Annotated in this window: 8 protein-coding genes and 4 pseudogenes; 7 read left to right on the plus strand and 5 right to left on the minus strand. The window is 68.9% G+C overall.

Annotated features, from left to right (window positions below):
- The first annotated feature begins 508 nt into the window (after positions 1-508).
- Both QPK52_RS00005 and QPK52_RS00010 read left to right on the plus strand, forming a co-directional pair.
- Positions 509-1042, plus strand: a complete 534-nt coding sequence (locus tag QPK52_RS00005; protein ID WP_410534703.1) for a hypothetical protein — start codon at positions 509-511, stop codon at positions 1040-1042.
- A 43-nt stretch (positions 1043-1085) separates the two neighbouring features.
- On the plus strand, positions 1086-3728 hold the full coding sequence (locus QPK52_RS00010) for a Helicase associated domain protein (protein WP_410534704.1): 2643 nt from the start codon (positions 1086-1088) through the stop codon (positions 3726-3728).
- Positions 3729-3828: 100 nt separating this feature from the next.
- Here the strand turns inward: QPK52_RS00010 and QPK52_RS00015 are convergent.
- The 3 genes and pseudogenes from QPK52_RS00015 to QPK52_RS00025 all read right to left on the minus strand — a co-directional run.
- Positions 3829-4248: pseudogene (locus QPK52_RS00015) on the minus strand (transposase); the annotation flags it as partial.
- Positions 4249-4509: 261 nt separating this feature from the next.
- Positions 4510-5298 (minus strand): SDR family NAD(P)-dependent oxidoreductase, encoded by a 789-nt coding sequence (locus QPK52_RS00020; RefSeq protein ID WP_410534705.1) that lies wholly within the window; start codon positions 5296-5298, stop codon positions 4510-4512.
- Positions 5295-5972, minus strand: a complete 678-nt coding sequence (locus tag QPK52_RS00025; RefSeq protein WP_410534706.1) for a GntR family transcriptional regulator — start codon at positions 5970-5972, stop codon at positions 5295-5297. The genes QPK52_RS00020 and QPK52_RS00025 overlap by 4 nt, the downstream gene beginning before the upstream one ends.
- A gap of 229 nt (positions 5973-6201) precedes the next feature.
- Between QPK52_RS00025 and QPK52_RS00030 the strand changes: the two genes are divergently transcribed.
- The 3 genes and pseudogenes from QPK52_RS00030 to QPK52_RS00040 all read left to right on the plus strand — a co-directional run bounded on the left by QPK52_RS00030 (position 6202) and on the right by QPK52_RS00040 (position 8699).
- The gene (locus QPK52_RS00030; RefSeq protein ID WP_410534707.1) at positions 6202-7341 is read left to right on the plus strand and encodes a mandelate racemase/muconate lactonizing enzyme family protein; all 1140 of its coding nucleotides are present in this window, start codon (positions 6202-6204) and stop codon (positions 7339-7341) included.
- A 443-nt stretch (positions 7342-7784) separates the two neighbouring features.
- Positions 7785-8144, plus strand: a pseudogene (locus tag QPK52_RS00035) (transposase family protein); the annotation flags it as partial.
- A 228-nt stretch (positions 8145-8372) separates the two neighbouring features.
- Positions 8373-8699 (plus strand): annotated as a pseudogene (locus tag QPK52_RS00040) (transposase family protein).
- 247 nt (positions 8700-8946) lie between these two features.
- Here QPK52_RS00040 and QPK52_RS00045 read toward each other — a convergent pair.
- Together QPK52_RS00045 and QPK52_RS00050 are read right to left on the minus strand one after the other, a co-directional pair.
- Complete coding sequence (locus QPK52_RS00045; RefSeq protein WP_410534708.1) at positions 8947-9294, minus strand: hypothetical protein; 348 nt, start codon at positions 9292-9294, stop codon at positions 8947-8949.
- Positions 9295-9457: 163 nt separating this feature from the next.
- The gene (locus tag QPK52_RS00050) at positions 9458-10378 is read right to left on the minus strand and encodes a hypothetical protein (RefSeq protein ID WP_410534709.1); all 921 of its coding nucleotides are present in this window, start codon (positions 10376-10378) and stop codon (positions 9458-9460) included.
- A gap of 354 nt (positions 10379-10732) precedes the next feature.
- On the opposite strand from QPK52_RS00050, the gene QPK52_RS00055 reads away from it, so the two are divergent.
- Together QPK52_RS00055 and QPK52_RS00060 are read left to right on the plus strand one after the other, a co-directional pair.
- Positions 10733-11716: a helix-turn-helix domain-containing protein gene (locus QPK52_RS00055; RefSeq protein WP_410534710.1), complete on the plus strand. Its 984-nt coding sequence runs from the start codon at positions 10733-10735 to the stop codon at positions 11714-11716.
- 16 nt (positions 11717-11732) lie between these two features.
- A pseudogene (locus tag QPK52_RS00060) lies at positions 11733-12007 on the plus strand (IS5/IS1182 family transposase); the annotation flags it as partial.
- Positions 12008-12047: the final 40 nt, after the last annotated feature.

Genomic DNA, 12047 nt, shown 5'->3' on the forward strand with positions numbered 1-12047 from the left:
GCGCTGCGCGCGGAGCAGCGAACCGCGGCGCTTCGCGCCGCGGTTGCGGCTCGCTGCGCTCGCCGCTCGACGCGAAGCGTCGAGCCTTCGCTTCGCTTCGGCCCCGTGCTGCGCACGGGCAGCCCCTCCGCTTCGCTTCGGGAGCCGAAGGGCCGGCGCTTCGCGCCGGGGTTCCCTCGCTGCGCTCGGCCGGCCGGTTCGCTACGCTCACTGCGGCCGAGAGCGGCCCGCGACGCGGGCCGAGGGGTTCCGCTGCGCTCCACCCCCGGCAACCACCCGCGTAGGCGGCTGGGGTCGGCAGCCGTCAGCAGGCAGGTCGAGCGCGGGGATTGAGCCCGCTGCGCGGGCCAAGCTGGTTGCGAGGTGGGCTGCTTGTTCGGGTCGGATGTCCGCGTAACAGCTTTCTCCGGTTTGATGCACATGTAGTCTTGGCGGAAGTGTGGGAAACCGTCTCCCAATTACCCGATGCGGGCCCAGATGTCCGCGCCTTCCGAAAAAGGGAAAACGCATGTGGAGTGCTCAGGATGTGGCGCGGGATCAGGTCCGGCGTCAGGCGGATGGCTTGGATGCCGCCGCCGTTGCGGAGAAGGTGGCGGAGGCCGCTGTCCGTAGGCGGGAGACCGCGGAGCAGCTGAGAGGGAACGGTTCCTTCTACAAGTTCGAGATAGACCGGGAGCGGTTGGCTTTCATCTGGCTGGCCAAGCACGCTGAGTGGCAGCGCGTCAGGGACTTGATGACTGCGCTCGGTTGGAGTGTGTACGAGCCGGAGCAGGATGCTCAGGGCTCAGCGTGGGCTCGCGAGCGTGAGGAACGGCTTACTGGTGCGCTTGCGGCACAGGCCGCCTCCGGGGAGCAGGGGCGGGAGGAAGCGGATCAGCTGCGTGCGGAGGTCTGGCTGTCTGCCGCATCCAGCCAACTGCTCCAGACGGTGGCCTACCGGGCGGGGCTGCCTCCTTCTCAGGTCCTGGCCCAGCTCGCCGAGCGAATCGTGATAGGCGAGGACGGCACGGTTTCCGTACCGTCCTTCATGCCGTCCCAGTGATTCCCGAAACTGGTGAAAAAGAAGGCAGAGGAAAGGCTTGAGGATGCTGGGTATTCAGCTTCGGGAACACCAGATAGCCCAGAAAGCAGCTTTCCGAAAGTGGGTGGGATTCCCTGCAAGATCATCCGTGCCCTCTCAGGGGGCGCGGGGCACGATCGTGTCCGCGACCGGATCGGGCAAGACGATCACGGCTGCCGCGTGCGCGCTGGAGTGCTTCCCAGGCGGCCGGATCCTGGTGACCGTCCCGACCTTGGACCTGCTCGTGCAGACCGCCCGGGCGTGGCGAGTGGTGGGCCACCGGGCGCCGATGGTGGCGGTGTGCTCGCTGGAGAACGACCCAGTGCTGAACGAGCTGGGCGTGTCCACCACCACCAACCCGATCCAGCTCGCCCTGTGGGCCGGGCACGGGCCGGTCGTCGTGTTCGCCACGTACGCCTCCCTCGTGGACCGCGAGGATCCGGAGGAGCCGTTGGATCAGGGGAAGGTTCGCGGGCCGCTGGAGGCCGCTCTGGCAGGTGGGGAGCGGCTGTACGGGCAACAGATGGCAGGTTTCGACCTCGCGGTCGTGGACGAGGCGCACGGAACTGCCGGTGATCTCGGGCGGCCGTGGGCGGCGATCCACGACAACCAGCGGATCCCCGTCGGCTTCCGGCTGTACCTGACCGCGACCCCTCGCATCCTGGCGGCGCCGCAGCCACGCAGGGGCACGGAGGGCCGGGAGCTGGTGCTCGCGTCAATGGGCCAGGACTCCGCCACCTACGGGCCATGGATCGCCGAACTCGGACTCTCGGAGGCGATCGAGCGCGAGATTCTCGCCGGATTCGAGATCGACGTCCTGGAGATCCGCGACCCCGACCCGGTGCCAGGGCTGTCGGAGGACGCGCTGCGCGGCCGGCGCCTGGCCCTCCTGCAGACCGCGCTCCTGGAGCACGCCGCGAAGTGGAACCTGCGCACCGTCCTGACGTTCCACCAGAAGATCGAGGAAGCCGCCGCGTTCGCGGAGAAACTGCCCGAGACCGCGGCCGCGTTGTACATGAACGACGTTTCAGACGACGACCTGGCGAGGGCGGAGGAGCTTCCGAAGTCGTCGGTCGACGCGGAGTTCTACGAGCTGGGGACCGGCCGCCACGTACCCCCGGATCGGGTGTGGGCGGCGTGGCTGTGCGGCGACCACCTCGTCACCGAGCGCCGCGAGGTCCTGCGCCAGTTCGCGAACGGCATCGACGCGGCCGGCCGCCGGGTGCACCGCGCCTTCCTCGCCAGTGTTCGCGTGCTCGGGGAGGGTGTGGACATCACCGGCGAGCGGGGCGTGGAGGCCGTCTGCTTCGCCGACACCCGCGGCTCCCAGGTCGAGATCGTGCAGAACATCGGCCGCGCGCTCCGACTCAACCGCGACAGCACCACCAAGGTCGCCCGCATCATCGTGCCGGTCTTCCTCCAGCCCGGCGAGGACCCGCAGGACATGGTCGCCAGCGCCTCGTTCCGCCCCCTCGTAGCGATCCTCCAAGGCCTGCGCAGTCATGATGAACGACTCGTCGAGCAACTAGCTTCCCGCACACTCACCAGCAGAAAGCGCAAGGTCCGCGTCCGGCGCGACGAACACGGGCGGATCGTCGGGGCCAGCGACGAGGAGGACGACGACACACAGGCCGCCGCCGAGGCCACCCTGCTGCACTTCTCCACCCCACGCGACCCCGCGACCATCGCCGCGTTCCTGCGCACCCGCGTCTACCGGCCCGAATCCCTGGTCTGGCTGCAGGGCTACCAGGCCCTCATCCGCTGGCGGAAGGAGAACGAGATCACCGGCCTGTACGCCGTCCCCTACGACGTCGAGGTCGAAGTCGGGGCGACCAAGGCCTTTCCGCTCGGCCGATGGGTCCACCAGCAGAGAAGAGCGCTACGGGCCGGGGAACTGGAGGAACGGCGTAAAACGCTGCTGGACGCCCCCGAGGCCGGGATGGTCTGGGAGCCCGGCGAGGAAGCCTGGGAGAACAAGCTCGCCGCGCTCCGCTCCTACCGGCGCACCCACGGCCACCTCGCCCCGAGGCAGAACGCGGTATGGGACGACCCGGCCGGCGGCGACCCCGTGCCCATCGGACAGCACATGGCCAACCTCCGCCGCAAAGGCGGCCTCGGCAAAGACCCCCAACGGGCCGCAGAACGCGCCGAGCAACTCGCCGCGATCGATGAGGACTGGAACTGCCCCTGGCCACTCAACTGGCAACGCCACTGGGCCGTCCTCGCCCACCTATCGGAGGACGAGCCCAGCGGGGCACTACCCGACATCCAGCCCGGTGTGACATTCGACGGCGACGACCTCGGACGCTGGATCCAACGACAGCAGCGCGACTGGAACCTCCTCACCACCCAGCAGCAAGAACGCCTCACACAACTGGGCCTCAAACCCACCCAGCAGCCCGCCCCCGCCCCGGCCGCCAAAAGCACCATGAAGGGAAAGCCGTCAGCGGCCTTCCAGCGAGGTCTTCAAGCCCTGGCCCAGTACATCCAACGAGAAGGAAAAACCGTGGTGGGGAGAGCGCATGTCGAAGAGCTTCCGGATGGCACGACGATCAAGCTGGGCGTATTTCTGAGCAACCAGAAGGCCAGACATAACAGGCTGAACGCGGAACAACGGACCGCCCTCACCGAACTTGGCTACACCTGGGCTGCCGAGCTTGAGAGGTAGACGACGGTTCGTTCGTGCTCAGAGACAGGCCAGACCAACCATCGGCAGGAAGGCAGGGCCCGGGTCTGTCGAACGTTCGGTGCAGCTGGGGTGGTCGAGGTCACTGACGGGCCGCCGACAGGCGGCCCTCGAAAGTGATGTCGAAGGCGTTCAGCGCGGTCTTCCAGCGCATGGTCCAGCGGGCCTGGCCCCGGCCGGTGGGATCGAGGGACATGATCGCCATGTGGACGCACTCCAGGGCGGCCTCCTCGGCCGGTGCGGTGGGGGCCCCTGCCGCTTGCGGGGAAGAGACGGGCTTGTGAGGCTTGGCGATCCTGTCCCAGTCCTGGCGGGCGGCACAGCGGAAGGAGTTCCGCAGCAGGTGTACCACGCAGGTCTGCACGGTGGTGCGGGGCCAGACGGTCTCCACCGCGCCGGGCAGGCCCTTGAGACCGTCACAGACCAGCATCAGCACATCGTTCACACCGCGGTTCTTGAGTTCGGTGCGGATGTGCAGCCAGTGCCTGGCGCCCTCGCCGGCCAGCTGCAGGCCCTCGGCCTGGGCCCGCCCCACCAGCTCGTCGATCAGCCGGTCGTCCGCGGCCATGGCCGACACAGCCCCACGAGGAGCGGACACCCCCGCACCTACCGACCTCGGCTCGTCAGCGTGAGGCCGGGGAGCCCCCGTCGCCCGGACAGAACGTGAAGGGCCGAAGAGCATCCCGTACATCTGCCGGAAGGTGTGCCAGGAGACCGTCTTCCACGAATCGGTGAGGCGTTTGGGTGTGGATGGGTAGTTTGGTCAGAAGTCGTTCGCGCTCTTGGCCATGAGGCCGCCGTCGCACACCAGGTGACTGCCCGTGACGTACGAGGCCTCGTCGGAGAGCAGCCAGACGGCGGCACGCGCGATCTCGGCGGGATCGGCCATCCGCCCGAGCGGGATCTGCCGTGCCGCGGCGTCCCTCAGGCGCGCCCGCTCGGCTTCGAGCTCCGCGCCGCCGAGGCCGAAGTAGAGCATGGGTGTGTCGGTGGCGCCGGGGACGAGCGCGTTGACGCGGATGCCGTGCGGGGCCAGGTCGATGGCGGCAGCCCTCACGAAGGCGGAGACTCCGCCCTTGGACGCTCCGTACGCGCTGTTCGAGCCCCCCGCGAAACCGGTGAACGCGGAAGGGGACGACACGCACACGATGGAGCCCGGCCTCCCGGTGTCCCGCAGGTTTCGGGCGGCTGTGCGTACGGTCAGGAACGTGCCGGTGAGATTCACCTCGAGAACCCGGCGCCACGTTTCGAGGGGCATGCGGGGCAGCGGCGCGTTGATCTCGATACCCGCGCTCACGGTCACTCCATCCACCGGACCGAGTGCTGTGCTCGCCGCGCCGAACGCGTCGACGAGCTCCCGTTCCTCGGTGACGTCCGACGCCGCCGCCCAGGCCCTGCGGGCGCCGTTGCGCCGGGCTTCGGCAGCCGCCCGCTCGGCGCTCTCGCCGTCACGGTCGAGGATGCCGACGGCCCAGCCCCGGCGCGCGGCTTCGACCGCGGTGGCCCGGCCGATGCCGCTTCCGCCGCCGGTGATCAGAATCGTCCTGGTCATTCGGAGGGCTCCTCGGGGGCTCCGAAATGAGTGTTGATGTGGGCGGTGACGGCCCGGTCCAGTACCTCTTCGTCACCGGCACGGAGTGCGTCGATGAGCTCCTGGTGCTGCCCGGCGACCACGGTCGCGTCCGAGTAGCGGCTCGCGTCGCGCCGGAAGTAGGCCCGCACGCGGGGCTGGATCGACCGCCAGATCTGCAGGCAGTGCTGTTGCCCCGACAGGGCCACGACAGCCTCGTGGAAGCGGATGTCCTCGTCGGCGAGCAGTGCCGCGTCGGCAGCTTCGGCCGCTGCCTCCATGTCGCGGACGAGGAGGTGGAGACGGGCGTAGTCCGCTTCGGTCAGGCGGGGCATCGCCTTGCGGAAGGCGAACCTCTCGAGGGAAACGCGGACCGGTACGAGGACGTTCTCGATCTCCTCCTGGGAGACGCCCAGCACCTCCGTGCCGCGGTAGGGGTAGGAAATCACCAGGCCTTCCTGCTCGAGCTGGCGCAGAGCCTCGCGCACCGGTGCCCGGCTGGTTCCCAGCTGCCCGGCGACTCCCGCCTCCGTGAGCTTCTGGCCTGCCTGGAGCCAGCCCGAGGTGATGGCCTCGCGCAGGACGTCCGCGACGGTTTCGCGACGCGAAGCGAGGGAGGCCGCGGAGAGCGCGGGGAGCTTGGGAGATCCGGACATGGCCGGAGCGTAACAGGGTCGTACTTTGTCGACAATCAAGCGGCGGCTCCTTCGGACGGTGGCCGCGGCTGCGGGGCAGACGCGGAGGGGGGCGCTTCACCCTCGGGGTCCGGCAGACTGTAGCCTAGAAGGTCGATTGTCGACAATAATTCTGTCGGTCGGGTACCGTCCCACAGCACAGCCGCCGCCTGACCGGCGGCGGCACCCCGTGCAGACGAGAGGGCAGAGCATGAGAATCACCCGAGTCGAGACATGCGGTCTCCGCGGGGCGACCCCCGAGGGGGGCTGGTCGAACGAGCTGCGCCCGGACGATGTCGTGCACACGCTCGTCGCCGTCCACACCGACGAAGGCGTCACGGGTATCGGCAGCGCGTTCACCACCGAGAACCTCGTCCGGGGAGCAATCGAGCTCCTGCTCCCCCACCTCCTGGGACAGGACCCGGTCGAAGTCGAGCGGATCACCGAGACGCTGCACCGGACCGCTTTCTGGACGGGCCGGGGCGGCACGCTCACGCACGCGACGAGCGCCATCGACATCGCCCTGTGGGACATCGCCGGCCAGGCGTTCGGCCAGCCGGTCGGCCGACTGCTCGGCGGCCGCCACCGCACCCGGGTGCGGCCCTACGCGTCGGTGCTCATGGACGAGGCCGGGCCGATGACGGAGAACCTGACAGAACTCGCGGAGCAGGGGTTCACCGCCTTCAAGATCGGCTGGTGGAAGTTCGGACGGGTGGACGCCGCCACCGACGAGCGCAGCGTCGCCGCCGCCCGCGCCGCGGTCGGCGACCGGCTGCTCGCTGTCGACGCCGGCGGCTCCGAGGGCTTCTTCCCCGGCGATCTGGCATGGGCGAAGCGGACCGCGCGGATGCTCGCCGAGTACGAGGTCGCCTGGTTCGAGGAGGCACTCGCGCCGGACGACCTCGACGGTTACGCCGAACTGCGTGCGGGTTCACCCGTCCCCATCAGCGGCGGCGAGGTCCTCACCCGCAGGCAGAACTTCGCCCCCTATCTGCGGCGCCGCGCCTTCGACATCGTTCAGCCCGACACCACGAAGGGAGGCGGTCTGAGCGAGTCGCGCCGGATCGGCTGGGAGGCCCAGGACCTCGGCATCCGTCTGATTCCGCACGGATGGAACACGGCCGTCGGCCTCGCCGCCGATCTCCAGCTCTCCTCCGCACTCGCCTCCACCGACCTCGTCGAGTACAAGACCGGTTCGGCCTATGTGGACGACCTGGTCGCGGAGGAGTGGCGACTCGACGCCGACGGATACCTCGACATCCCCTCCGCCCCCGGGCTCGGCGTGTCCCTCGACCACGAAGCCGTCGAGAAGTACGGCACACGCCCCGCGTTCGCGAAGACGAGGGCATGAACGGCGACCGGGATGCGTCCGCGGGAGCGATGCGGCAGGTCGGCGTGGAGAACACGCCGGACCTCGCCCCGGCCCGGGCTCCGCCGCCGATGACGTTGTGGGCGGGCCTTCTCTCGCGTGCCCCGTACTTCGCTCCGGAACGCCGACGTGGCCGAAGGTCGTCGACCGCCCTCGGCAGGAGACGGCGACGCGGGCGGCACCCGGGAGGTCATCGGCCGAGCGCGATCGGGCCGAGGCCGGGCGGCGACGGCCGCCAGGTCGTCCGTCCCGCCCTCGACAAGGGCCAGGCCCTGTAGCGGCTCCGTGCCGCGGACCGACCACCGCCGTTGATGCGGCCGTGCGCTGGTCCGCAGCGTCCCGCGGTGCGGCAGGACACTCGCCACGGTCGCGTGGAGCAGTGGCCGGGGACGTGACGGGAACGGCGCCGAGACGGCCCTCGGCCGCGACCTGGACGCATGCATGACGCCACGGCCGCCCGCAACGAGGGGATCGCCGTCTGCTTCCAGCACTTCCCCGATGTCGAAGTTCTGCTGGACGACGGCTACCTGGGCCTGAGCCGAGACCGTCCCGGCCAGGACGTCATCCCGCCGGGGAAGCCACGGCCCGGAGCGCCGCCCGCGCGAGTCGAACAGTGGGAACGCGACCGCCACTGGCACTCTTCGGACCGCAGCACGGTCGAACACGCCCTCGCCGACCACAAACGCTGGAAGCAGCTGACCCGCTTCACCCACCGCCGCGACCGCCTCCCCGAGACCTACCGCGCCATCGCCGGCCTCGCCTCCGACCGCACCGCACAAGCCTGAACAAGGCCCTTCAAGTAGGTCGGCACGCCTCAGCCGCCATCGCGCACCAACTCGTAAGAGGGACTGCCGCGGTAGTCACGGCAGCCCCTCTGTCACGGAGTGAAGGGGTGGATCAGCTTTCGCGGTGCCCCTTCGGGACCGAGTCGGTCTTCACGTTACGGAACCTGCGCCACAGGTCCCAAGCGAAGGTGAGAGTCCCGAAACCGAAGAGCCAGGCGATGAGGTGTCCTGACACGGCCAGTGCGATGCACAATCCGGCGCCGGTCGGCGGCTCACGCGCACAACTACTCCCACAAGCACCACCGGCACGGAGTGGACGTGCAGGTGGTCACCGATCCGGACGGCCGACTGCTGTGGCTCTCACCCGCGCTGCCGGGCCGTGCCCACGACCCGACCTCCCCCAGCCCGTACCCACCGGATCGTCCGCATCTGCGACCGGTCGAACGCGGCGTCGCCCGCCTGAAGTTCTGGCGGATCTTCCGCAGATCCCGGTGCGGTCCCAACCCCATGATGTCGATCGCCAAAGCCGTTCTCGCCCTGGAGCGGCAACGCTGAAGAAGCTCACTGGCCCGAACTTGCGGCAAGGTTCGCACCATTCGGTCCGGAGACCGATGATTGCGAGGTCGTTTCCGGAGATGGCCTCGTTGAAGTTGTCCGGGGTCGGCTCGATGGTGCTCACGAGTGCCACCCCTGCGTGTGGCCGGAGCGTCGGGTTGCGCCCAGGGCGCTGCGGCCGTCGGGCACGCCGCGAGGTCCGCGGTGTGCCCGACGGCCGTCTGCCGTGTGGGCGGCGTCGCTGAGGTCAGACAGCCCACTTGCTGCAGGTGCCGGCGCTCACCCAGCGGTGCGAGCTGATGGCGTTGCTGACCCGGTAGCCGCTGGTGAAGTAGTCGTTGGTGAGGTCGGAGGCGTAACCCTCATTGCGGGAGAGGCAGATGTGGCCGCCGCTCCACTGTGTTCCGGTTCCGTTGAAGAACTGGACTTCGTAGCTGTTGCCCTTGTTGAGGATGGACGTCGCCTTGTTGGTGTCTCCGCCCTGGAAACTCCCGTTACTGTCGCCCCAGTCGGGGTCGTTGCCCCGGGCCTTGCCGAGGAATCCGTCGCAGTAGGCGTAGTCGTAGGCGTACATGTAGCCGGAGTCTGCGCCCAAGTAGTTGTCGGAGCAGGTCGCGGCTGCGTGCGCGGTGGAGACAGGGATGGCGGTTCCGATAGCGGCCATGGCCATGACGGTCAGGGCGGCGGACAGTTTTCTCATGGATGAGACTCCTTGGTTGTCGACCGATAGGAAATCTGTGGCGGGACACGTGCCGGTCTCAGAGGTTTCCGGCCCGCGCGAGGGCGGACATCCTCATCTGCTGGTATGTGGTGGATTCTGCCGCGTAGTCGCGCAGGGCTCGTTCGCGATATTCCTTTTCAAGTGCACGTGCGATCTTCCCGAGGGATGTCTTCCGGGCGCATTCGGCCTCGGTCACGGCCAATGCGGATTCGGCTTTCCGGGCTTGTGACTCGTTCATCCCCTTGGTCAGGCCGTCCCGCTTCCGACGGATCTCGTCGGGGCTTTTGAAGGGCTCCCCTGAATTCTTCATGCAGTGCGACCACGCCGTCACAGCGGTGACCAGACGTTCGTCCCGAAGGATCTGCGGAACGTACAGGGGTGTCAGCGACGTCACGGTCTTCTTGACGCGGAACCAGGTCGGATAGTCGCCGTAGAGCTGCTCCCTCGCTTCCGCGTAACAGCCTGTGCGCGGGGTGCGGACCGAGCCGCCGGACGGCAGTTCGACGGTGAGGGTGTCATCGAAGTCCCCGTCGAGCGCTCGGGAGTAGCGGATGCGTTCCTTCTCGGGGAGGGCGTTGGCGTAGGTGATGTTGGGGTGGCTGCGGCGTGCCTTCTCGGCTGCGATGTCGAATGACCGGCCGTAGCCGTACCGGCGGGCCCAGTTGACGTCGTCCACGACGTACCCGCCGGCCTTGCGTTCCGCGATGCCCGCCACCGGGCCCGGCCAATAGCGGAAGCCTTGGCTCTGCATGCACTGTCGGACGAGCACCTCTTCCGCGCGGTCGATTTCGACCTCCTCCGCGACGGTCAGGTCCCTCACCGGAGTCCCCGGCTCGGCTGCAGCCTTTTCTTGGTTCGGCCGAGCCATGTCCGTCGGCCTTCCGTTTTCGGTTGTGCAGCCGGTGGCCAGGCAGGAGGTGAGAGCAATCGAAAGCAGAACGGTTTTCTTCACCCGCACCCGCTGCCTCCTCTTTCCCTCTCAGGTGAGCACATCGGCTCCGGACCCAGGACACTGAGAATCCGCAGCTTGTGCGAAATGGCCGCGCTTCAATCCAGGAGACTAGAGGGTGCTGAGGAGGCCGAACCTTGTTGTGCGCGCACAGATCTTTGTCAGTTGTGCAGTCGGCCACCGGTCACGGTCCGTTACTTGTGCGGCGGGTATTGCAAGCCGCATCCTGCTCTCTGTGAAGGAGCGGGAGGCGAGCGTGGGGAGAGGTGGCTCGTGGGGGGAACAGATCACGGCGTCGTCGCGTCGGCTCCGGGACGGGCGAGGCCCGGAGCCGGCCGGGAGGCGGCGCTCGACACTTCGGGTATGGCACCGGGGGATCGTGAGGACATGATCCGGCACGCCCTGTGGAAGTCCTTCTCCAGGGTCGACATCGATCACCACGCCCCCCAGGGGAACATCGAGGGCCGTATGGGACTCGGCACCGTGGGACCTATGAAGGTCTGTTCCGCCCAGGGCACCCGGGTGTCCTTACGCCGTACGGAGCGGCTGGCCCGGGAGGACGCCGAGCCGGCGGTGTTCCTCGGTCTTCAGGTGGCGGGGACCAGCCTGGTGGGGCAGTACGATCGCCAGTGCCTGGTCCGGCCGGGGAACCTCGTGGTCTTCGAATCGACCGCTCCGTACACGCTGCGCTTCGAGAAGGCTTTCGGCTACCTCTCCCTGCGCATCCCGCGCGAGGCGCTCGCGCTCCCGGAGCGGGTGCTGCGCGACGTCGCCGCCGTCACCCTCGGCCCGGGCAATCCCACCGCGCGCCTCGCCTTCACGTACTTCTCCCAGCTGGCCGCCAGCGAGGAGATACGCAGCGGGGCACACGCCGAAGCGATCACAGGACCCAGCGTGGAACTTCTCCGGGCCGTCGTGACCTCCCAGTTCGGCGATGCCAGCCCCGGCCGGACAGCGGCGTCGGAGGTGCCGCTCAGCCTGCGAATCACCCAGTACATCCGTGAACACCTGGCCGACCCGGCCCTATCGGCCCCGCGCATCGCCGCCGCGCACGACATCTCGGTCCGCCATCTCTACACCGTGCTGTCACGGTCGGGCATCAGCCTCGGAGACTGGATCCGCACGCAGCGCCTGGCCGAGTGCAGGCGGGAGCTGGCAGGCCCGGGTGGCCGGGTGCGGACCATCGCGGGAATAGGCCGTAAATGGGGCTTCGTGAACGCGACCCACCTCAGCAAGGCGTTCAAACAAGCCTATGGCATCTCACCGCGGGACTGGCGGGAGCAGCACCACCCCACCCCTTCGCGCGGGAGCGCCGCACGGACCGTCGCGCGGGCGGACGTGCCCTGAAGCCGTTGAAGCACCGGTAGGGCGGTCACCGCCTTCCGGCCGGCGGCGCCCGCGGGACTGGACCGGGGCCGGCGTCTGGCCCCGCCTGCACGAGATCCTCCTCGCGGAACTCGACGCGACGGGCCTGCCGGACATGGAGGACGCCGCGATCGACGGCTCGCACGTCCGGGCCCTGGAAGGGGGGCTCACACCGGACCCTCGCCGGTCGACCGCTGCCGCCACGGCAGCAAGCATCACCTGATCACCGACCGGCACGGAACGCCCCTCGCGGTGTCGCCGGCCAGCGGGGACAACTGGCGGCTGTCGCGCCGGTCGGGGAGCGGTGCCGGGC

This window comes from Streptomyces sp. KL2 (genome assembly GCF_046529545.1).
GTDB classification, from domain to species: domain Bacteria; phylum Actinomycetota; class Actinomycetes; order Streptomycetales; family Streptomycetaceae; genus Streptomyces; species Streptomyces radiopugnans.